This is a genomic window from Comamonas sp. Y33R10-2 (assembly GCF_019355935.1).
GTDB lineage: Bacteria > Pseudomonadota > Gammaproteobacteria > Burkholderiales > Burkholderiaceae_C > Comamonas.
Genome location: NZ_CP079925.1, coordinates 2,011,292 through 2,032,323, shown reverse-complemented (window position 1 = coordinate 2,032,323; position 21,032 = coordinate 2,011,292). Strand labels below are relative to the sequence as shown.

Here is a 21,032-nt window from a genome sequence, read left to right as displayed (position 1 = left end):
CTTTGTGAGCGTTCTATTGGGACAGATTCTCGATGCGCTCGGCGGAGAACTGGTGGGTGGTGATCGCGAGACATTGATTTCGCGCATCGCTCCCCTGGACTCCGCAGGCCATGGTGATCTCAGCTTTTTAAGCAATCCTCGCTATCGCCAGCAGCTGGCCGCCTCTCAGGCGGCTTGTGTCATTGTGGCGCCTTCCATGCGTGTTGAAGCTGCCCAGCGCGGCGCTTGCATTGTTGCGGCGGATCCGTATGCCTATTTTGCGCGTGCTACCCAGTGGTGGAAGGCGCATCAGCAAGGCGGCAAGCTGCAGGGCATTCATCCCACGGCTGTCGTGGATGCGTCAGCTCAAGTGCATGCTGCGGCCTATGTCGGACCACTTTGTGTAGTGGAGGCTGGTGCGGTGATTGGCGCGGACACAGTGCTTAAGTCGCGTGTCACCATCAGCCATGGTTGTGTGGTGGGCGAGCGCTGCATTGTGCATTCTGGCGTGGTGATCGGTGCGGATGGTTTTGGCTTCGCACCCTCGGCCGGTCAGTGGGAAAAGATTGAGCAGCTAGGCTGCGTGCGCATTGGTAATGATGTGGAAATCGGTGCCAACACCTGCATTGATCGCGGGGCACTGGATGACACCGTCATTGAAGACGGCGTGAAGATTGATAATCTGGTGCAAATTGCGCACAACGTGCACATTGGTGCACATACGGTGATTGCGGGTAATACCGGTATTGCTGGTAGTGCGCGCATCGGTAAGCGTTGCCAAATTGGCGGTGCGGCCAATATTTTGGGGCATTTGACGATTGCGGATGGCACGGTGATTTCACCGACCTCCATGGTCACTCGTTCTTTGCCCAAAGCAGGTTTTTATACAGGCATCTTTCCGTTGCAAGAAAACGGGCAATGGGAAAAGAACGCTGCAACATTCAAGCAGCTGTATGTGCTTCGTGAGCGCATCAAAAAGCTTGAACAAACGCTGGCTGAAGCTCAGCGTAGCAACAACGGAAATTGATGATGGACATTCAAGAAATTCTCAAGCAACTACCTCACCGCTATCCTTTTCTTTTGGTAGACCGGGTGTTGGAGCTTGAGAGCAACACACGCATCAAGGCGATTAAGAACGTTACGTTCAACGAGCCCTTCTTCACAGGTCATTTCCCTGGTCGTCCCGTCATGCCTGGCGTGCTGATTCTTGAAGCTCTGGCGCAAGCGGCTGGTTTGCTGGCTTTTGATGCAATGGGTCAGGTGCCCGATGAAAACAATATCTACTACTTTGTGGGTATTGATTCCGCACGCTTTAAGCGCCCTGTGGTGCCGGGTGATCAGTTGGTGATGGAAATTACCATCGACCGCGTGCGCGGTGGTATCTGGAAGTTCAACGCTGTTGCGAGTGTGGACGGCGAAGTGGCCACTGAAGCCCAGCTCATGTGCACCATGCGCCACGTGGGATAAGCATTAATGGTTTCAGCGAGTTTGATTCACCCCACCGCCATCATTGACCCGGCGGCCCAGCTCGACACAACTGTGTCGGTCGGGCCGTACGCTGTTATTGGGCCGCGGGTGCGCATTGGTGCCAACACTTCGGTGGGGGCGCATTGCGTGATTGAGGGTGAGACCACCATTGGGTGCGATAACCAGATTTTCCAGTTTGCCTCTTTGGGTGCGCAGCCCCAAGACAAAAAATACGCGGGCGAGCCCACGCGGCTGATGATCGGTGATCGCAACACGGTGCGCGAGTTCTGCACCTTCAATACCGGCACTGCTCAAGATCGTGGCGAGACCACCATCGGCAATGACAACTGGATCATGGCCTATGTGCATATTGCGCATGACTGCATCTTGGGCAACCAGATCACCATGGCCAATAACGCCACGCTGGCGGGTCACGTGCAAGTCGGTGACTGGGCGACGATTGGCGGCCTCACCGGTGTACTGCAGCGTATGCGTATTGGCGCACATGCCATGGTGGGCTTTCAGGCCCATGTGAACAAAGATGTGCCTCCGTTCATGACGGTGGATGGCAATCCTTTGGCTGTGCGCAACGTGAACCTTGTGGGCCTCAAGCGCCGGGGTTTCTCTGATGTGCGTATCGCCGCTGTGCGTGAAATGCACAAAAACCTGTATCGCCAAGGCTTGACGCTAGAGCAGGCTTTGCAGGCGATGGACGCTATCAAGCTGGCCACGCCTGAGGCGGCTCAGGATGTGGAATTCATGCAGAGCTTTTTGGCCTCTGCCACCAACGGTATTACCCGTTGATAGCAGCTTGCGCTGAATCTACTTAAGTTTGAGACGTGAATAGCATTGAAATGCAACAGCAGCATGGACTAGCAGCTTCGAAAACCGTAGCGCCCAGCATCGCCATGGTGGCGGGCGAGGCCTCGGGTGATTTGCTCGCTTCGCTGCTGCTTGATGGTTTGCGTCAGCGCTGGCCTGATGCCACAGCCATGGGCATTGGCGGCGAGAAGATGCAGGGGCGCGGTTTTGATGCGTGGTGGCAGTCTGAACGACTGGCTGTACATGGCTACAGCTGGGAAGTTTTGGCCCGCGTGGCCGAGTTGCTGGGCATTCGCAAAAAGCTGCGTCTGCGCTTGATTGCACACCCGCCCTCAGTGTTTGTGGGTGTGGATGCGCCGGACTTTAATTTGGGTTTGGAGACCTCGCTGCGTGAGGCAGGTGTCAAAACGGTTCATTTCGTTTGCCCCTCCATCTGGGCTTGGCGTGCCGACCGCATCGAAAAAATTCGCAAAGCGGCTGACCATGTGCTGTGCATTTTTCCGTTTGAGCCAGAGTTACTGGCCCAGCACGGAATAGAAGCAACCTATGTGGGCCACCCGCTGGCTCAGGTCATCCCGTTGCACCCCGATCGCGCTGCGGCGCGTGGACGGCTGGGTTTGCCTGAAGAGGGGTTGGTGCTGGCCTTGTTGCCTGGCAGCCGCCGCTCTGAAGTGCGCTATATCGCTTCAGGCTTTTTTAAGGCTGCAGCCTTGGTGCTTAAAGCACTACCTGCTACTAAAATCGTAGTGCCTGCGGTTCCTTCTTTGTATGAAGAAGTGCAGCGCATTGCTGCGCAGGCGGGCATGGCCGACAAAGTGCTGATCGTCAAAGGTCAATCCCACGATGTGCTGGCTGCTTGTGACTGCACGTTGATTGCCAGCGGCACTGCCACGCTGGAGGCCGCGCTGTACAAGCGCCCCATGGTCATCAGCTACAGCATGCACCCTTGGAGCTGGCGCTTGATGAAGCGCAAGCAGCTACAGCCTTGGGTGGGACTGCCCAATATTTTGTGCGGCGATTTTGTCGTGCCCGAGTTGCTGCAGGACGCGGCAACCCCTGAGGCACTGGCGCAAGCCGCACTGGGCTGGCTTAGAGCCAGCCAGGATTCTCCTATCACCATTGAAGCGCTGGTTGAGCGCTTCACCGCGCTACACCACGAACTGCGCCGAGATACTGCCGAACTGGCTGCCCATGCGATCGAAAAAATCATTGCCTCCCCAGCTGCTTGAGCAAGATAGCCTGCCCTGGCATCCGCCCGGGCTGGTTGCAGGGGTGGATGAAGCAGGGCGCGGCCCTTTGGCTGGCCCTGTCGTTGCGGCGGCTGTCATCTTGGATGACATGAAGCCCATCACGGGTCTGAACGACTCTAAAAAACTCACGGCCAACCGCCGCGAGGTGCTTTACGACGAAATCCGCGCCAAGGCGCTGTGCTTTTGCATAGCGCAGGCATCGGTGCAGGAAATTGATGAAATCAACATTCTGCGAGCCACCTTGCTGGCCATGCGTCGTGCGGTGATGGGCTTGCGCCTGAAGCCTGTGCTGGTGTTGGTGGATGGCAACCAGCTGCCGCAAATTGATGTGCAGGCCGAGGCCATCGTCAAAGGCGACTCCTTGGTGCAGGCTATCTCAGCCGCGTCCATTTTGGCCAAAGTCACGCGTGACCGTTGGTGCGAGCGGCTGGATCTGCAATACCCTCAATACGGCTTTGCCGGCCACAAGGGTTATGGCACGGCGGCACACTTGGCGGCTTTGCGCATGCATGGCGCAACAGCAGAGCATCGCCGGTCTTTTGCGCCTGTCGCGCAGGTCTTGCTGGCGGGGCAGGTATGTGAGGGCGGCTTGGCGCTGCCCGTGCTGTGTGAAACAGGTGTTTCCGGCGTGACTTCGACTTTGTCCATGTCGCAGGTGTCGCTGTACGCCTGATGCTTTCATCATTGCAATCTTGAGTGCGCCGCAGGGCCAGCTCAGGCGCTTTATCTTCAGAATATAAAAGCTCGGCAGGCATGAGCAGGCCGGGTTTTCTTTTTTATCCAGAGGTTGACATGGCTGCACGCCCACAAGTCACGGAAATTAATTCGCGCGACAACGCTTTTGTCAAAGAGCTGCGCCGCCTCTCGCAAGACAGCACGGCCTATCGCAAGCAGGGTCAAGTTTGGCTCGAAGGTGACCACCTGTGCCGTGCCGCATTAGCGCGCGGCCTAAAGCCCAAGACGGCAGTGTTTGCTCAGTCTTTTTGGTCTCAAGTCCCCGATGAATGGGCGCAGGTAGCTAGCAAAGTTGTAGTAATGGCGGATGTGCTGTTTGATGAAATCAGCAGTCTGGAATCGCCCGCCCGCATGGGCTATGTGATGGACTGGGATGCCGGTGTGCAGGTGCAAAGCGGCGTCGCCACCGTGGTGCTCGATCGCGTGCAGGATGCTGGCAATGTGGGCTCCATCTTGCGCAGTGCTTCGGCTTTTGGTTTTACGCAAATCGTGGCTTTGAAGGGTACGGCTGCACTGTGGAGTCAAAAAGTGCTGCGCGCCGGTATGGGTGCTCACTTTGGTCTGCATTTGGTGGAAGCTGCTTCGATTGAAGACGTCCAGTCGCTGGGCGTGCCGCTGATAGTGACCAGCTCCCATCAGGGGACATTGATCCATGAAGCCCATCTTCCTTGGCCTTGCGCATGGGCTATGGGGCATGAAGGCCAAGGTGTGGGCGAGGCGCTGATGGAGATGGCCGAGCACCGTATCAGCATTGCTCAGCCAGGAGGTGAGGAATCACTTAACGTGGGTGCGGCGGCCGCTATTTGCCTGCATGCAAGCAGCGTAAGCATGCTGGTGCGAAGAGGGTAATCCCGAGGCGTTTTAAGGGGCTGAGGTCGACTGGGCCTATAATGGGCGGCTTTCAAGCATCTTTCTACGCCTAGCGACGCTACCTCGCCATTTCCCTGCAGACAAAACGTCCCAGCACACTTGCCGGGGCCTCGTTGGGCGTACCGTAATTAAAAAACCGGAGAACCCAGTGCTTTTGTCTCTCAAGGGAAATTTCCCATCCGCCATTCTGGCGCTCGCAGACGGCACGGTCTTTATTGGCAACTCGATTGGTGCGCAAGGCACCACAGTGGGTGAAGTCGTTTTCAACACTTCGCTGACTGGCTATCAAGAAATCCTCACTGACCCCAGCTACTGCCAGCAGATCGTAACTCTCACGTATCCGCATATCGGCAACTATGGCGTCAACTCTGAGGATGTCGAGGCTGACAAGATCCATGCTGCAGGTCTGATCATCAAGAATCTGCCTTTGCTGGCCAGCAACTTCCGCAGCGAGCAAACGCTATCGGAATACCTGATTGCTGACAGCACGGTTGCCATTGCCAACATCGATACCCGCAAGCTGACTCGTTTGCTGCGAGACCAAGGCGCTCAAAACGGTGCGATTGTGGGTCTGGCAGCAGGCGAAGCTGTGACGCAAGCCAAGATTGACGAAGCCATTGCCGCTGCCAAGGCCGCCCCTAGCATGAAGGGTCTGGATCTGGCCAAGGTAGTGACCACCGATAAGTCTTACACATGGACTGAAACCGAGTGGAAGCTGGGTCAGGGTTACGGCAAGCTGGAGTCGCCAAAGTTCAAGGTTGTGGCCTATGACTTCGGCGTGAAAAAGAACATTCTGCGCATGCTGGCCGAGCGCGGCTGCGACGTGACCGTGGTGCCTGCCCAGACTCCTGCCAAGGAAGTGCTGGCGATGAACCCCGATGGCGTGTTCCTGTCCAACGGCCCTGGCGACCCCGCACCTTGCGACTACGCCATTGCTGCTGCGCAAGAGATCATGGCTGCCAAGATGCCTTTGTTTGGCATCTGTCTGGGGCACCAGATCATGGCTTTGGCCTCTGGCGCCAAGACCTTCAAGATGCAAAACAGCCACCACGGTGCCAACCATCCTGTCAAGGATTTGGACACTGGCCGCGTCAGCATTACCAGCCAGAACCACGGTTTTGCGGTGGAAATGGAATCGTTGCCTGCCAACACCCGCGCTACGCACATCAGCTTGTTCGACGGCACGCTGCAAGGCTTGGAGCGCACAGATGTTCCTGCCTTCTGCTTCCAGGGTCACCCCGAAGCATCGCCCGGCCCGAACGATATCGGCTATCTGTTTGACCGCTTCACCGCGCTGATGGAGAAGAACTAATGCCTAAGCGCAACGACCTAAAAAGCATTCTGATTATTGGCGCCGGTCCCATCGTGATCGGTCAGGCCTGCGAGTTTGACTACTCCGGCGTTCAGGCCTGTAAGGCCCTGCGCGAAGAGGGTTACAAGGTCATTTTGATCAACAGCAACCCTGCCACGATCATGACCGACCCCGCTACTGCGGACGTCACCTACATCGAGCCCATTACCTGGCGGACGGTCGAGAAGATCATCGCCAAGGAACGTCCCGATGCCATCTTGCCCACCATGGGTGGCCAGACTGCGCTGAACTGCGCGCTGGACTTATGGAAGCACGGCGTGCTGGATAAGTACAAGGTCGAACTGATTGGCGCCAAGCCTGAAGCCATCGACAAGGCCGAAGACCGCTCCAAGTTCAAGGACGCCATGACCAAGATTGGTCTGGGCTCCGCACGTTCCGGCATCGCCCACACCATGGACGAAGCTTGGGCTGTGCAAAAAGAGATGGGCTTCCCCACTGTCATTCGCCCCAGCTTCACGCTGGGCGGCACAGGCGGCGGCATTGCCTACAATTCAGAAGAGTTCGAGACGATTTGCAAGCGCGGTCTGGAGGCTTCGCCTACCAACGAGCTGCTGATCGAAGAATCTCTGCTGGGCTGGAAAGAGTACGAGATGGAAGTGGTGCGCGACACCGCTGACAACTGCATCATCGTTTGCTCCATCGAAAACTTGGACCCTATGGGTGTGCATACCGGTGACTCCATCACCGTGGCGCCTGCTCAGACCTTGACCGACAAGGAATACCAGATCATGCGTAACGCATCTCTGGCCGTTCTGCGCGAAATCGGTGTGGACACTGGCGGCTCTAACGTGCAGTTCTCGGTGAACCCCAAAGACGGCCGCATGATCGTCATTGAGATGAACCCCCGCGTCTCGCGTTCGTCGGCACTGGCTTCCAAGGCTACAGGCTTCCCTATCGCCAAGATCGCGGCCAAGCTGGCTGTGGGCTTCACGCTCGATGAACTGAAGAACGAAATCACCGGTGGTGCAACCCCTGCTTCGTTCGAGCCTTCGATCGATTACGTGGTCACCAAGATCCCACGTTTCGCATTTGAGAAGTTCCCCACAGCGGATGACCGCCTGACCACACAGATGAAGTCTGTGGGCGAAGTGATGGCCATGGGTCGTACCTTCCAAGAATCCTTCCAAAAAGCCCTGCGTGGTCTGGAAGTAGGCGTGGACGGTATGAACGAAAAAACCCAGGATCGCGAGATTCTGGAAAAGGAATTGGGCGTGCCCGGTCCCGACCGCATCTGGTATGTGGGTGACGCTTTCGCAGCCGGCTGGACGCTTGACGAAGTGCACAACATCACCAAGATCGACAAGTGGTTCCTGGTGCAGATAGAAGAGATCATCAAGATCGAGCTCGAGCTGGACCAAGTCGCTGCCGCCAAGGGTGACGGCGCTTTGGCATCGCTGGATGCCGGCACCCTGCGCGCTTTGAAGCAAAAGGGCTTCTCGGATCGCCGTCTGGCCAAGCTGCTGCACACCACCGACAAGGCCGTGCGTGAAGCGCGCAAGGCCCTGAAGGTGCGCCCCGTGTTCAAGCGCGTGGACACTTGCGCGGCTGAGTTCGCATCGAACACGGCGTACATGTACTCCACGTACGATGATGAGTGCGAAGCAGCGCCGACCAACAAGAAAAAGATCATGGTGCTGGGCGGTGGCCCGAACCGTATCGGCCAAGGTATCGAGTTTGACTATTGCTGCGTGCACGCCGCCATGGCCATGCGCGAAGATGGTTACGAAACCATCATGGTCAACTGTAACCCTGAAACCGTGTCCACCGACTACGACACGTCCGACCGCCTGTACTTCGAGCCTTTGACGCTGGAAGACGTGCTGGAAATCGTGGACGTGGAGCAGCCTGAAGGCGTGATCGTGCAGTACGGCGGTCAAACGCCTTTGAAGTTGGCTTTGGGTCTGGAAGCTGAAGGCGTGAAGATCATCGGCACAACGCCCGACATGATTGATGCGGCGGAAGACCGTGAGCGCTTCCAGCAAATGCTGCATACGCTGGGTCTGCGCCAGCCGCCAAACGCCACGGCCCGTACCGAGCCAGAAGCTTTGGAAAAGGCTGCGGCGCTGGGCTACCCGCTGGTGGTGCGTCCTTCCTATGTGCTGGGCGGCCGTGCGATGGAAATCGTGCACGAGCAGCGCGATCTGGAGCGCTACATGCGCGAAGCGGTGAAGGTCTCCAACGACTCTCCCGTGCTGCTGGACCACTTCCTGTCTAACGCTATTGAGTGTGATGTGGACTGTGTGCGTGACAAGACCGGTGCCGTGTATATCGGCGGCGTGATGGAGCACATCGAACAAGCTGGCGTGCACTCCGGTGACTCCGCTTGCTCGCTGCCTCCTTACTACCTGAAGGCCGACACCATCACCGAAATCAAGCGCCAAACCGCTGCCATGGCCGAAGGCCTGAGCGTGGTGGGCCTGATGAACGTGCAGTTCGCCATTAAGGAGGTAGACGGCCAGGACGTGATCTACGTGCTGGAAGTCAATCCACGTGCCTCGCGTACCGTGCCTTTCGTCTCTAAGGCGACCGGCGTGCAACTGGCCAAGGTGGCTGCGCGCTGCATGGCTGGTCAAACGCTGGCTGAGCAGGGTGTGACCAAGGAAGTGACACCACCTTACTTCAGCGTCAAGGAAGCCGTGTTCCCGTTCGTGAAGTTCCCCGGTGTGGACACCATTCTCGGCCCCGAGATGAAGTCCACTGGTGAAGTCATGGGCGTGGGCAAGACTTTTGGTGAAGCCTTCGTTAAGAGCCAGTTGGGTGCGGGTGTGAGCCTGCCCGAGACGGGCACTGTCTTCTTGTCGGTGAAGAATAACGACAAGGCGCGTGCCGTGGCCGTGGCCAAAGAGTTGGTCGCCATGGGCTACAAACTGAGCGCGACTCGCGGTACAGCGGCTGCGCTGGAAGAAGCGGGCATGTCGGTTCAGGCCGTCAATAAGGTCACTGAAGGCCGCCCTCACGTGGTGGACATGATCAAGAATGGCGACGTCGCCATGGTCATCAACACCGTGGAAGAGCGCCGCAACGCCATCGCTGACTCGCGTCAGATTCGTACCAGCGCCTTGCTGGCGCGTGTGACGACTTTCACCACCATCTTCGGCGCAGAAGCGGCTGTTGAAGGTATGAAGGCCATGCGTGGCAATCTGGAAGTGCATTCCGTTCAAGAGCTGCACGCCATGTTGACCAAGGCCTAAAACGCCTAAACCCGGCTTGGCTCGTATGAGTCGCCGGGTTTTTACCGCAGTTTTGCCTTCTCAAACGGGGCATAATCAGCGCTAATGTATTTCAACCGCCGCGCGGCAACACGCGGCGGTTTGCTTTTGGGGCACAGGCCCCTGTTTGACGTGGTCAGGCAGATCTGTGCGAGAAGTGCCGCGCACTGCGCGGTGTTTGCTGAATTTGGAGACTCGATCATGGCCACCATCCCAATCACGACACGCGGAGCGGAAAAGCTCAAGGCAGAACTGCAACGTCTGAAAACTGTAGAGCGCCCCGCCATCATTCAAGCCATTGCTGAAGCACGCGCACAAGGTGATTTGAGCGAAAACGCAGAATACGAAGCCGCCAAGGATGAGCAAGGCTTTATCGAAGGTCGCATTATTGAGGTGGAAGGCAAGCTGTCTGCCGCGCAAATCATTGACCCGACATCTTTGGATGCGGGTGGTCGCATCGTGTTTGGTGCCACCGTTGACTTGGAAGACGAAGACAGCGGCACTAAGGTGACCTACCAAATCGTGGGTGAAGACGAAGCGGATTTAAAGTTCGGTCTCATCAATGTCTCCAGCCCCATTGCCCGCGCCTTGATTGGCAAGGAAGAGGGTGATGTCGCTGTTGTGCAAGCCCCAGGTGGGGTGCGTCGCTACGAAATTGTCGGCGTAAAGTACATCTAAGCACCCCCTGAGGCGCTGCGCGCCTTCCCCCTCTCTGCTTCGCGGAGGGGGACGATGCCTTCGCCGCGAGGCGGCTCTTGCTTGGCATCACTGACATGTGCCCTGCTGTGTTGAGGACCGCTGACTATGTTTAAACGTTTTCCTGTTTTTCTGGCTGCTTTGTGGTGGGGTAGTTTGTGCTCTATCGGCTTTGTGGCTGTGCCCATGCTGTTTGCCAATCTGCCCGCTCCGGCGATGGCGGGCTTTATGGCGGCCAAATTGTTTGCGGCGCAAACATGGATTTCTATAGCATGCTGTGCGCTTTTACTGGTCTTTTCAAAGCGTAGGCATGCTGAAAAGATTGAAGAGTGGGCACAAGCAGCTATCGGTTTTGTGATCGCAGGCATGTTGCTGGCCTTGATGGTCCAGTATGGCGTGTCGCCCAAAATTGTTGCGCGTGAAAACCTCAAGCTCTGGCACAGCGTGGGCACCGGTATGTATGCCCTGCAGTGGCTGTGTGCCGCTATCGTGTTATGGCGCGTTGCAGGTGCTCGTAAGCAAGCTTGATTCAGCCCAAGCCCAGTAAAGCGGCTGGGAGTAAACTGCCAAGGCCATGGAATCTCAAATCGTAAAAATCGACGCGACTGACTGGACGGGTGTTCAGTGTCGCGATGAATGGACTGCTGCTGTTGAGGCGGGCAAGTTGCTGTATTTCCCGCAACTGACCTTTCAGTTGACCGAGCAGGAAAAAACGCTGCTTCGCCCCGATGTGCGCGACCCCAAGGCGCGCAATATCAGCCTCAATGTTGATGGCTCAATCAAGGGCGTTGCAGGCGATGAAGCCACGCAAAAGCAGGTAGCTGCCATGGTGGGCCGCTTTCGAGATCAGGCCACAGCCCTGATCGCAGGCTTGTTCCCTGATTACATGCCTGTGGTGCGCATGGCGCCCACCAGCTACCGCCCCTCGCAAGTTGAAAGCCGCGCCCAGTCTTGGCGTGCGGATGACAAGCGCATGCATGTGGATGCTTTCCCATCACGCCCTAATTACGGCGAGCGCATCTTGCGAGTCTTCACCAATGTGAACCCCGCAGGCCAGCCGCGCGTGTGGCGTGTGGGTGAGCCCTTCACCGATGTTGCCAAGCGCTTTGTGCCGCGTGCCAAGCCCTACAGCGCCTGGCAAGCCAAGGCGCTGGAGCTGCTGCATGTGACCAAGTCTTATCGCAGCGAATACGATCACCTGATGCTGCAACTGCACGACGGCATGAAGGGCGATATGGACTACCAGCAAAATGCGCCGCAGGAGACTGTGCCGTTTGCTGCGGGTTCGACCTGGGTGTGTTTCTCCGATCAGGCCGTGCACGCGGTGATGTCCGGCCAGTACATGCTGGAGCAGACTTTGTTTTTGCCGCCGGGCAGCGAATACAACCCTGCCGCCAGCCCACTGTCTATCCTTTCGCGAATGAAGGGTCGTCCGCTGGTGGATGCCAAGCACCGCAAGTAGGCTGTGCTCTCCCCTTTGTAGCGCGAAGCGCGCAACAAAAAAGGCGTTGAACCTTGTGGTCAACGCCTTTTGTTTTGGCTGCAAGCAATGCAGCTATCAGAGGTGAGAGATCAGCCCCATGCCTTTTCGATCCATTTTGCGGGTTCGATATGACGAAAGCGCTTGTTGCGACGGCCTTCCAAGGCGTCGGGTGGATTCACCTCACCGTGAAAGATCACAACGCACGCGTTGGCGGGCGGTACAGGCTCTTTCCAGTAATTGCTAGGCCAAGTCGGAATGCAGTAGTACTTGAAGCTGGGGCACCAAGCCGCAGGCCAGTAATCCAGCTTGCCTTGCTTGTGCAAAAAGTGCGACAAATACTCTTGCTCATTGCGGTACTTGGCCTGCATTTCTTCGGTGTTAGCGCGGAAATTCTCCAGAACATCAGCATGCGCGCCTAACTCAAAACGGTAAACCGAGGAGTTGCCGACAATGCGTTCACCAAAGCGCCAAAAGCGTGGGTAGTCGTGGATGATGCGAAATTCACCGGGCAGGGCAAAGAACTCATCCATGCTACCGACAATAACCACATCTAGGTCAAGGAATAACGCCTGCCCCTTGAGTCCGTGCAAATCACGCTCAAAAGTGGTGAGTTTTTTCCAAGCCCCATCACGCTGGCCGGGCGCCAGGTGAATGTTCAAGTCTGGAATGGGCAAGCACTCCACCTCAGGGCGAATCCCTTCGGTGTTGTCGGTCAGGCAGACAAAGCGAAAATCTCCGCTGAGATGGCGGCGCACCATGGCGTAGAGTCGATTGACGTACTCTGGGCCGTATTTGGTACCCCATTTCATGCAAAGAATGTGGCGTTGCTGCTGTGTGGTCTGAACCATGGGTAAAAGCGGTCTCAGCGAAGAAATTAGCAAATAAGCGGTGTGCTGCGGATCTTAAAGATCCCGCTTAGCGGCCTCGTTTGATCGACTTTTGCTTAGGCTTGGCGCGCTTGATGGTACCGCCAGCGGTCAGGCGCTGGTTACCCAGTACGCGCAGTTGCTTGACTTCAGGCTTGGAGCCGGTACGGCCAAACTTCAGTACCTTGATATCGCGAGGGCCGGGCATGCGGTCTTCGTCGTGCTGGCGTTCCTTTTCAGGAATAGGGCGCCACAGCACCAGCAATTTGCCGATGTGCTGAATAGGCGCTGCACCAAGTTCGTCGCAAAGCTTCATATAGATTTGCTCACGGCTGGCACGGTCATCGCCAAAAACGCGGACCTTGATCAGGCCATGGGCATTGAGTGCGGCGTCTACTTCCTTCTGTACAGCAGGGGTCAGACCATCGCCACCGATGAGGACAACAGGGTCCAAATGGTGGGCTTCAGCGCGGTGTTCCCGGCGCTGGGCAGGAGTTAATTCAATTTGGGACATACCCGTATTATCAAGGCTGCGAGAATCTAGGTATGAAAACGAAAACTAAAAGTAAGAAGGTCAATAAGAATTGGCTGCACGATCACCTCAATGATCCGTATGTAAAAGCTGCTCAAAAGGATGGCTACCGCGCTCGCGCGGCCTACAAACTCAAGGAAATTGATGAGTCTTTCAAGCTCATTAAGCCTGGCCACACTGTGGTTGACTTAGGTTGCACCCCAGGTGCATGGAGCCAGTATGTGCGCCGTCGCCTCTCGCCCACAGGTGCTGCTGTGGGTGAGTTGAATGGCCGCATCATCTCTCTGGACTTGTTGCCAATGGACCCTATCGAGGGCGTGCAATACATTCAAGGTGATTTTCGCGAGGAGTCGGTATTGGCTCAGCTTGAGGAAGCCATGCAAGGCGGCAAGGCTGATGTCGTGGTTTCGGACATGGCGCCCAACCTTTCAGGCAGTGGGGTAACCGATGGTGCGCGGGTTGCTTTGCTGATCGAAATGGCGGTTGAGTTTGCGATCAATAATATGAAGCCTGAAGGGACATTGGTGGTCAAACTCTTTCATGGAAGCGGCTATAACGAATTGGTCGACTTGTTCAAGCAGACCTTTAAACTCGTCAAACCGATCAAACCCAAGGCGTCGCGCGATCGATCTTCCGAGATCTTTTTGGTGGGGGTAGGATTGAAGCAGTCCACCTGAGCGCTGTAACTCACTGTGTAAACAGGTTCTAGGGTCATTTTCTTTGATGCCTGGGTCACTAAGGCCAATGAAAATGATAGCGTAAAGCATTGATAAATCATTGGCTTAGCTCATTTTTGACGCAAGACTGCATTCTGCCTATGGCTGCAATAGGGTGAAATAGCCGTCCTTGGCGCTTGAAAGACCTAAAATGAGCCTCAACTAGGTTTAGAAGTTCTCTTCTGAACCTTTTCATCTGAATATTCCTTTGGAGCCCCGCTTGAACAATCAGTGGTTTTCAAAAGTCGCCGTCTGGCTTGTCATTGCCATGGTGCTGTTTACTGTGTTCAAACAGTTTGACACCCGAGGCGCCGGTGGTGCATCTAATGTTGGCTACTCGGAATTCCTGGAGCAGGTTCGCAGTAACCGTATTAAAGCTGCAACTATTCAGGAAGGTGCTGGCGGCACTGAGGTCGTTGCGACCACAACTGACGATCGCAAGATTCGCACCACAGCTACGTTCCTTGACCGTGGACTGGTTGGCGATCTGATCAATAACAACGTCAAGTTTGACGTGAAGCCGCGTGAAGAAGGCTCGCTGCTGATGTCCCTGCTCGTCAGCTGGGGCCCTATGCTGCTGCTGATTGGCGTATGGGTTTACTTCATGCGTCAAATGCAAGGCGGCGGCAAGGGTGGTGCGTTTAGTTTTGGTAAGTCCAAGGCCCGCATGCTCGACGAGAACAGCAATACTGTTACTTTTGCGGATGTTGCAGGTGCTGACGAAGCTAAAGAAGAAGTCAAAGAAGTCGTTGACTTCTTGCGGGACCCTAACAAGTTTCAAAAGCTGGGTGGTCGCATTCCTCGCGGTTTGTTGCTGGTCGGCCCTTCTGGTACAGGTAAGACTTTGCTGGCTAAGTCCATTGCGGGTGAAGCCAAGGTTCCTTTCTTCTCCATCTCGGGTTCTGACTTCGTAGAAATGTTCGTCGGCGTGGGTGCTGCCCGTGTTCGCGACATGTTCGAAAATGCCAAGAAGAATGCCCCTTGCATTATTTTTATCGATGAAATCGATGCCGTGGGCCGCCAGCGTGGCGCAGGCATGGGTGGCGGTAACGATGAGCGCGAGCAAACTCTCAACCAGATGCTGGTTGAGATGGACGGTTTTGAGACCAATCTTGGCGTGATCGTGGTGGCTGCAACCAACCGCCCAGACATTCTGGATGCCGCTTTGCTGCGCCCTGGGCGTTTTGACCGTCAGGTTTATGTGACGCTGCCCGATATTCGTGGCCGTGAGCAGATCCTGAACGTACACATGCGCAAGATCCCTGTCGGCCAAGACGTGAACCCCGCGATCATTGCGCGTGGCACACCTGGTATGTCTGGCGCTGATCTGGCTAACCTGTGTAACGAAGCTGCCCTGATGGCTGCCCGCCGCAATGCGCGCACTGTTGAGATGCAAGACTTCGAAAAGGCCAAAGATAAGATCATCATGGGCCCTGAGCGCAAGAGCATGGTCATGCCTGAAGAAGAGCGCCGCAACACGGCCTACCATGAAGCAGGCCACGCACTGATCGGTAAGTTGCTGCCTAAGTGTGACCCGGTACACAAAGTCACCATCATTCCACGTGGCCGTGCGCTGGGTGTGACGATGAGTTTGCCTGAGAAGGACCGTTACTCCTATGACAAGGAGTTCATGCTCAACCAAATCGCTATGTTGTTTGGCGGTCGTATTGCTGAAGAAGTTTTTATGCACCAGATGACCACTGGCGCATCGAATGACTTTGAGCGTGCGACGCAAATTGCCCGTGACATGGTTACGCGCTACGGCATGACGGAGGCTCTAGGCACGATGGTTTACTCCGAGCAAGAAGGTGAGCCTTTCTTGGGCCGTTCCTTCAGCCGCGGCTCTAGCTTGTCTGAAGCGACTATGCAAAAGGTGGATGATGAGGTTCGCCGCATCATTGACGAGCAGTACACACTGGCGCGCAAGTTGATTGAAGACAATAGTGACAAGATGCATGCCATGGCCAAGGCTATGCTTGACTGGGAAACCATTGATGCTCAGCAGTTGGATGACATCATGGCTGGTAAACAGCCCAGCCCTCCCAAGGATTGGACGCCTCGCAATCCTCCTTCATCCGATGACGGAAACTCGTCGGGCGGTACGCCAGCAGCAAGTGCAGATGCTGCACCAACAACAGCTTAAAAACTGATGCACACGAACAAAAGGTCCTTAGGGGCCTTTTGTTTTTTCATTTTCTGAGATCGGATTCTTATGTCGCAACAGTGGCAAACATCGCGTTTTCTTTTGCAACTTGATAAGCCCCAAGTCATGGGCATTGTGAATGTAACGCCCGATTCTTTTTCTGATGGCGGCAAGCACGCAAGAGTGTCTCAAGCGATGGCTCATGCAGAGCTGCTCTTAAAGCAGGGCGCGCATATTCTGGATATTGGAGGCGAGTCCACCAGGCCGGGGTCACCTGCTGTCAGTTTGCAAGATGAGCTAGATCGTGTGCTGCCGATGCTGCGAGAAGCGGTCAAACTTAATGTGCCGATCTCGGTCGATACCTATAAGCCACAGGTAATGCAAGCTGCTTTGGATATGGGCGCTGACATCATCAATGACATCTGGGCGCTACGCCAGCCGGGTGCTTTTGAGGTAGTGAGTAAGCACGGCAAATGCGGTGTTTGTTTGATGCATATGCACAAGAATCCCCAGGAGATGCACCTCGATCACATGCAAGGCAACGCAGTGGCTCAGGTCGCAGATTTTTTGCGGCAAGTCACACAACCCTTGCTTAATGCGGGTGTTGAGCGTTCACGCATCGTCTGGGATTACGGCATTGGCTTTGGCAAAAGCGTGGCACAAAATTTTTCCTTGCTTGCACATCAGCAGACGCTGCTAGGTCTAGACTTTCCGCTTCTTGCTGGCTGGTCACGCAAGGGCTCTTTGGGGCAGGCTTCTGGTCTGCCGTTAGAAGAGCGCATAGTGCCCAGTGTGGCTGCAGCCTTACTGGCGGTTGAGCGTGGTGCGCGCATAGTGCGCGTGCATGATGTGAAGGACACTGTGGCTGCGATATCTATTTGGCAGGCCATGCATGACCAAGACGCAATGAAGGTTTGAGTAAGAGCCTTCACAACACGCTAAAGCAAGAACACTGAATCAGTAAAAGGAAAAAAGAACATGGCACGTCAGTATTTCGGCACGGATGGGATTCGCGGCACGGTCGGCAAGTCGCCAATTACGCCAGATTTTGCACTGCGCTTGGCACATGCGGTGGGGCGTGTGCTGCGACGTACACAAGAGCGTCCACTTGTGTTGATCGGCAAAGACACACGTATTTCTGGTTACATGCTTGAGAGTGCGCTGGAGTCTGGCTTTAACTCGGCTGGCGTTGATGTGATGCTGCTGGGGCCTTTACCCACACCTGGCGTGGCCTACTTGACGAGGGCTCAGCGCGCCAGTTTGGGTGTGGTGATCAGCGCCAGTCACAACCCGTTTTATGACAACGGCATCAAATTCTTCAGCGCCGAAGGCACCAAGCTGTCTGATGCTTGGGAAGAAGAGGTCGAGGCTGCGTTGAAGGAAGAGCCTGTCTGGGCAGAGTCTGCTTCGCTGGGTAAGGCGCAGCGCTTGTCAGATGCAGCGGGCCGCTATATAGAATTTTGCAAAAGCACGTTCGACTCAAGTTTGTCGCTGCGCGGACTGAAGATCGTGGTCGATGCGGCGCATGGCGCCGCCTACCAAATTGCGCCTAAGGTTTTTCATGAATTGGGCGCGAATGTGGTGGCAATTGGCTGCTCGCCAGACGGCCTGAATATCAACGAAGGTGTGGGTGCAACCCACCCTGAGGCGCTGGTGAAAGCTGTGCGCGCCAATAATGCCGACTATGGCGTTGCGCTGGATGGTGATGCTGACCGCTTGCAGTTGGTGGATGCTCAAGGCCGTCTCTACAACGGAGACGAGCTGCTGTATCTCATGGCGGCTGACCGTCTGGCCGCAGGTGGTGAAGTGTCCGGCGTGGCAGGCACCTTGATGACCAATATGGCAGTGGAGCTGGCCATCAAAGCGCAGGGTATAGGCTTTGTGCGCAGCAAGGTGGGTGATCGTTATGTGCTGGAAGCGCTGAAAGCCAACGGCTGGCAACTGGGCGGTGAAAGCTCGGGCCATCTGCTGGCACTGGACAAGCACACCACCGGTGATGGTCTGGTCAGTGCTTTGCAGGTGCTGCAGGCTTGCGTGCGTTCTAACAAGACGATTGCACAGTGGCTGGAGAAAGTGACGCTGTTCCCTCAGGTCATGGTCAATGTGCGTTTGCAGCCGGGTCAAGATTGGAAAAGCAACCAGCAGCTGCCCATAGAGCAGGCAGAAGTTGAAACCCTGCTAGGGAACGCAGGCCGTGTTTTGATCCGCGCCAGTGGGACGGAACCTCTGGTTCGTGTCATGGTCGAAGCTCAAGATGCCGCTACGGCCAGCGCTTGTGCAGAGCGACTCGCTGCAGTTGTCAGGGCCAGTTAAAGAGTGAAGACTGTCATAGACAGTCTTCAGTGTCATTAATTGGTCATGTGATTGACATAAATCGGCGGCAGACTGTAGGCATGCCCTTAAGGGCGCTTCAGGCTGTGTATGCCGTTGTTGACTCATGACCCAATCCACTCAAGCCGGTTCTGGCTTTGCATCTTCTTTTCTCGCCCCCGTAACGGCTTTGGCTGAAGAGGTTTCGGCGCTGCCCTTGTCTGTACGCGCAAAAGTTGGGGAAACAGTTCCCATGCCACAGGAGCTGGCTCACGATCTTCATATACCTAATGAAAAAGTGCCGCGCATTGGGTTGGCTGCGGTTGCGAAACCTCAGGCTGGCGGGCAACATGGAACGATCGGTAAGGCTTTGGCTGAGCCGGTCAAATCTGTCACCAAAGCGCCGCGCAGACGTCGTGCAGCGCCTAAGACTGAGGTTGCCATGCCCCCTGTGATTGAGTCGACTCTAGAACTTCTGGACCGTGATCAAAACATACTCATTTTTAATGAGCGGGTTTTGAGTTGGGCCGAGCGTGAAGACGTTCCTCTGCTTGAACGACTGCGCTATCTGTGCATTGTTTCATCCAACCTGGACGAATGGTTTGAAGTGCGTTGTGCCCCCCATGTCTCAGCAGCTAAGGCTGGAGATGAAGTCGGCACTTATACGATTGCCAGCTTTGAGAGGCTGATGGCCACGGCGCATAGCCTGGTGGCCAAGCAGTACCAGCTTTATAACCAGTCCATTATTCCCGCGTTCAACAAGCATGCTATTCGCCTGATCTCGCATGGTGACCGCAGCGCGGCGCAGCGCAAGTGGGTGCGTGATTATTTCTTGCGTGAAGTTCAGCCTTTGCTGATGCCGGTGGGGCTCGATCCTTCCCATCCTTTCCCGCAAGTGGCAAACAAGGCATTGAACTTCGTTGTGCGCCTCAATGGCGTGGATGCCTTTGGGCGTGCCAATGAAGTTGCGATTGTCAAAGTGCCACGGGTTTTGCCACGGCTGATTCGGGTGCCAGAAAAAATCTCGGGCAAGCAAAAACTGTTTGTCAGCATCTCCAGCGTGGTGCGGGCGCATTTGGCTGAATTGTTTCCCGGCCGCGAGGTATCGGAGTTCTCTCAGTTTCGGGCCACGCGCCACTCTGACTTGGCCGTAGATGATGATGATGTAGTTGATTTGCGCATGGCGCTGCGCCAAGGACTGCATCACCGGCACTATGGTCAGGCGGTGCGTCTGGAAGTATCATCGTCGTGCTCGGTAGAGCTGTCTGATTTATTGCTAGAGCAATATGGCCTGCCAGCGCAGGCGCTGTTCCGCGTCAAAGGGCCTGTCAATCTGGTGCGTCAGATGCAGCTGATTGATCTGGTGGATGACCACGCCTTGCTGTTCCCCAAATGGAAGCCTGCATGGCCCACGCAGCTCACACCCGGACGTTCTATCTTGGCTCAGATGCGCAAGAGCGACATCATCATTCATCAACCCTTTGAGAGCTTTGATGCCGTGCTGGAGTTGCTGCGCGAGGCGGTTAACGACCCGCAGGTGTTGGCCATCAAGCAGACGATTTACCGCACCGGCATTGATTCAGAAATCATGAATTTGCTGGCCGAGGCCGTGAGTCGTGGCAAAGAAGTGCTGGCGGTGCTGGAGCTTAAAGCGCGCTTTGATGAAGAGGCCAATATCAACTGGGCCGAGAAGCTGGAATCACTGGGCGTGCAGGTGGTCTATGGCGTGGTCGGCCTTAAGACTCACGCCAAGATGCTGCTGATTACGCGCCGAGAAAAGCGCACCAACCAGCTCAAGCGTTACGCCCATCTGTCTACGGGCAATTACAACGCACGCAGCGCAAGGCTTTATACCGACATCAGCCAGCTGACCTGCAATGCAGAAATTACGGCTGATATGGATGCCGTGTTTCGCCATCTCTCCAGCCACAACACTCTGCCCAAGCTGCAAAAACTGGTCATGGCGCCGTTTCATCTGCAAAGCCGCATGCTTGAGTTGATTGACAAAGTGGCTGCTGCTGCGGCCCGTGGCGAGCGCTCGCGCATGGTGCTCAAGATGAATGCGCTGACCGATGAGCCGCTGATACGCGCGCTGGTTGCCGCAGGGCAAAAGGGCGCGCAGATTGATCTCATCGTGCGCGGCAGCTGCATGTTGCCGGCGCAGCGCCCGGGTGTGACGGACAACATCCGCGTGCGCTCCATCATTGGGCGCTTTCTGGAGCATTCACGCGTTTTCTACTTCTCTTGGGGGAATGAGGAAGAGCTGCTACTGTCCAGCGCTGACTGGATGAACCGCAACATGCTCAGCCGTGTGGAGCTGGCCTGGCCGGTGCTGGATAAGAAGCTGCGCCAACGTGTGATCGACGAGTGCCTGGTGGCCTATATGGGCGATGACCGTGATGCGTGGCTGCTCGATGCCTCGGGTATTTACCAAAAGCCTCTGAATCCGTTGGGCGGCAAAGGTGCGCAGCAGGCGTTGATGGCGCGCTACAGGGCTCAGAAGGTGGTTAAGTAACTTTAAAAGATGAACTGTTAGTCTTTGTCTTTTAAGGGATTGAGCATTCTTTTTCCCTGACCTCAAT

At 55.8% G+C, this 21,032-nt stretch carries 18 protein-coding genes; 16 read left to right on the top strand and 2 right to left on the bottom strand.

Annotated features, from left to right (window positions below; translation table 11 throughout):
* Nucleotides 1-4: 4 nt before the first annotated feature.
* The 11 genes from lpxD (at nt 5) to KUF54_RS09045 (ending at nt 11,862) form a co-directional block, all read left to right on the top strand.
* Nucleotides 5-1,006, top strand: a complete 1,002-nt coding sequence (gene lpxD / locus KUF54_RS09095; protein ID WP_219342463.1) for a UDP-3-O-(3-hydroxymyristoyl)glucosamine N-acyltransferase — start codon at nt 5-7, stop codon at nt 1,004-1,006.
* The gene (gene fabZ / locus KUF54_RS09090) at nt 1,006-1,446 is read left to right on the top strand and encodes a 3-hydroxyacyl-ACP dehydratase FabZ (protein WP_219342462.1); all 441 of its coding nucleotides are present in this window, start codon (nt 1,006-1,008) and stop codon (nt 1,444-1,446) included. The genes lpxD and fabZ overlap by 1 nt, the downstream gene beginning before the upstream one ends.
* Before the next feature lie 6 nt (nt 1,447-1,452).
* The gene (gene lpxA, locus KUF54_RS09085; RefSeq protein WP_219342461.1) at nt 1,453-2,250 is read left to right on the top strand and encodes an acyl-ACP--UDP-N-acetylglucosamine O-acyltransferase; all 798 of its coding nucleotides are present in this window, start codon (nt 1,453-1,455) and stop codon (nt 2,248-2,250) included.
* Between the two features lie 50 nt (nt 2,251-2,300).
* On the top strand, nt 2,301-3,497 hold the full coding sequence (gene lpxB, locus KUF54_RS09080; protein WP_219346342.1) for a lipid-A-disaccharide synthase: 1,197 nt from the start codon (nt 2,301-2,303) through the stop codon (nt 3,495-3,497).
* Nucleotides 3,460-4,191 carry a ribonuclease HII gene (rnhB, locus tag KUF54_RS09075; protein WP_219342460.1) on the top strand — a complete coding sequence of 244 codons (732 nt, stop codon included), beginning with the start codon at nt 3,460-3,462 and terminating at the stop codon, nt 4,189-4,191. The genes lpxB and rnhB overlap by 38 nt, the downstream gene beginning before the upstream one ends.
* Before the next feature lie 119 nt (nt 4,192-4,310).
* A complete protein-coding gene (locus tag KUF54_RS09070) occupies nt 4,311-5,102 on the top strand; it encodes an RNA methyltransferase (RefSeq protein WP_219342459.1) in 792 nt (263 codons plus the stop codon).
* A gap of 169 nt (nt 5,103-5,271) precedes the next feature.
* On the top strand, nt 5,272-6,435 hold the full coding sequence (gene carA / locus KUF54_RS09065; protein WP_219342458.1) for a glutamine-hydrolyzing carbamoyl-phosphate synthase small subunit: 1,164 nt from the start codon (nt 5,272-5,274) through the stop codon (nt 6,433-6,435).
* On the top strand, nt 6,435-9,686 hold the full coding sequence (gene carB / locus KUF54_RS09060) for a carbamoyl-phosphate synthase large subunit (protein WP_219342457.1): 3,252 nt from the start codon (nt 6,435-6,437) through the stop codon (nt 9,684-9,686). The genes carA and carB overlap by 1 nt, the downstream gene beginning before the upstream one ends.
* Before the next feature lie 219 nt (nt 9,687-9,905).
* Nucleotides 9,906-10,382: a transcription elongation factor GreA gene (gene greA, locus KUF54_RS09055; protein ID WP_219342456.1), complete on the top strand. Its 477-nt coding sequence runs from the start codon at nt 9,906-9,908 to the stop codon at nt 10,380-10,382.
* Nucleotides 10,383-10,508: 126 nt separating this feature from the next.
* Nucleotides 10,509-10,928 (top strand): DUF4149 domain-containing protein, encoded by a 420-nt coding sequence (locus tag KUF54_RS09050; RefSeq protein WP_219342455.1) that lies wholly within the window; start codon nt 10,509-10,511, stop codon nt 10,926-10,928.
* A 46-nt stretch (nt 10,929-10,974) separates the two neighbouring features.
* On the top strand, nt 10,975-11,862 hold the full coding sequence (locus KUF54_RS09045) for a Kdo hydroxylase family protein (RefSeq protein WP_219342454.1): 888 nt from the start codon (nt 10,975-10,977) through the stop codon (nt 11,860-11,862).
* A 110-nt stretch (nt 11,863-11,972) separates the two neighbouring features.
* Here KUF54_RS09045 and KUF54_RS09040 read toward each other — a convergent pair whose 3' ends face one another.
* Both KUF54_RS09040 and KUF54_RS09035 read right to left on the bottom strand, forming a co-directional pair.
* Nucleotides 11,973-12,731 (bottom strand): glycosyltransferase, encoded by a 759-nt coding sequence (locus KUF54_RS09040; RefSeq protein ID WP_219342453.1) that lies wholly within the window; start codon nt 12,729-12,731, stop codon nt 11,973-11,975.
* 67 nt (nt 12,732-12,798) lie between these two features.
* Complete coding sequence (locus tag KUF54_RS09035; RefSeq protein ID WP_219342452.1) at nt 12,799-13,263, bottom strand: YhbY family RNA-binding protein; 465 nt, start codon at nt 13,261-13,263, stop codon at nt 12,799-12,801.
* A 32-nt stretch (nt 13,264-13,295) separates the two neighbouring features.
* On the opposite strand from KUF54_RS09035, the gene KUF54_RS09030 reads away from it, so the two are divergent.
* The 5 genes from KUF54_RS09030 to ppk1 all read left to right on the top strand — a co-directional run bounded on the left by KUF54_RS09030 (nt 13,296) and on the right by ppk1 (nt 20,965).
* Nucleotides 13,296-13,958: an RlmE family RNA methyltransferase gene (locus tag KUF54_RS09030; RefSeq protein ID WP_219342451.1), complete on the top strand. Its 663-nt coding sequence runs from the start codon at nt 13,296-13,298 to the stop codon at nt 13,956-13,958.
* 259 nt (nt 13,959-14,217) lie between these two features.
* The gene (gene ftsH, locus KUF54_RS09025) at nt 14,218-16,140 is read left to right on the top strand and encodes an ATP-dependent zinc metalloprotease FtsH (RefSeq protein ID WP_219342450.1); all 1,923 of its coding nucleotides are present in this window, start codon (nt 14,218-14,220) and stop codon (nt 16,138-16,140) included.
* Nucleotides 16,141-16,209: 69 nt separating this feature from the next.
* Nucleotides 16,210-17,058, top strand: a complete 849-nt coding sequence (gene folP, locus KUF54_RS09020; protein ID WP_219342449.1) for a dihydropteroate synthase — start codon at nt 16,210-16,212, stop codon at nt 17,056-17,058.
* A 60-nt stretch (nt 17,059-17,118) separates the two neighbouring features.
* A complete protein-coding gene (glmM, locus tag KUF54_RS09015; RefSeq protein ID WP_219342448.1) occupies nt 17,119-18,453 on the top strand; it encodes a phosphoglucosamine mutase in 1,335 nt (444 codons plus the stop codon).
* 439 nt (nt 18,454-18,892) lie between these two features.
* A complete protein-coding gene (gene ppk1, locus KUF54_RS09010; RefSeq protein WP_219346341.1) occupies nt 18,893-20,965 on the top strand; it encodes a polyphosphate kinase 1 in 2,073 nt (690 codons plus the stop codon).
* Nucleotides 20,966-21,032 lie beyond the last annotated feature (67 nt).

Coding starts and splice junctions, on each gene's coding strand:
- KUF54_RS09070 (WP_219342459.1), top strand. CDS start 4,311: ATGGCTGCACGCCCACAAGTCACGGAAATTAATTCGCGCGACAACGCT.
- greA (WP_219342456.1), top strand. CDS start 9,906: ATGGCCACCATCCCAATCACGACACGCGGAGCGGAAAAGCTCAAGGCA.
- KUF54_RS09050 (WP_219342455.1), top strand. CDS start 10,509: ATGTTTAAACGTTTTCCTGTTTTTCTGGCTGCTTTGTGGTGGGGTAGT.
- rnhB (WP_219342460.1), top strand. CDS start 3,460: ATGCGATCGAAAAAATCATTGCCTCCCCAGCTGCTTGAGCAAGATAGC.
- ppk1 (WP_219346341.1), top strand. CDS start 18,893: ATGCCCCCTGTGATTGAGTCGACTCTAGAACTTCTGGACCGTGATCAA.
- KUF54_RS09035 (WP_219342452.1), bottom strand. CDS start 13,263: ATGTCCCAAATTGAATTAACTCCTGCCCAGCGCCGGGAACACCGCGCT.
- fabZ (WP_219342462.1), top strand. CDS start 1,006: ATGATGGACATTCAAGAAATTCTCAAGCAACTACCTCACCGCTATCCT.
- KUF54_RS09040 (WP_219342453.1), bottom strand. CDS start 12,731: ATGGTTCAGACCACACAGCAGCAACGCCACATTCTTTGCATGAAATGG.
- carB (WP_219342457.1), top strand. CDS start 6,435: ATGCCTAAGCGCAACGACCTAAAAAGCATTCTGATTATTGGCGCCGGT.
- lpxA (WP_219342461.1), top strand. CDS start 1,453: ATGGTTTCAGCGAGTTTGATTCACCCCACCGCCATCATTGACCCGGCG.
- lpxB (WP_219346342.1), top strand. CDS start 2,301: ATGCAACAGCAGCATGGACTAGCAGCTTCGAAAACCGTAGCGCCCAGC.
- KUF54_RS09030 (WP_219342451.1), top strand. CDS start 13,296: ATGAAAACGAAAACTAAAAGTAAGAAGGTCAATAAGAATTGGCTGCAC.
- glmM (WP_219342448.1), top strand. CDS start 17,119: ATGGCACGTCAGTATTTCGGCACGGATGGGATTCGCGGCACGGTCGGC.
- KUF54_RS09045 (WP_219342454.1), top strand. CDS start 10,975: ATGGAATCTCAAATCGTAAAAATCGACGCGACTGACTGGACGGGTGTT.
- folP (WP_219342449.1), top strand. CDS start 16,210: ATGTCGCAACAGTGGCAAACATCGCGTTTTCTTTTGCAACTTGATAAG.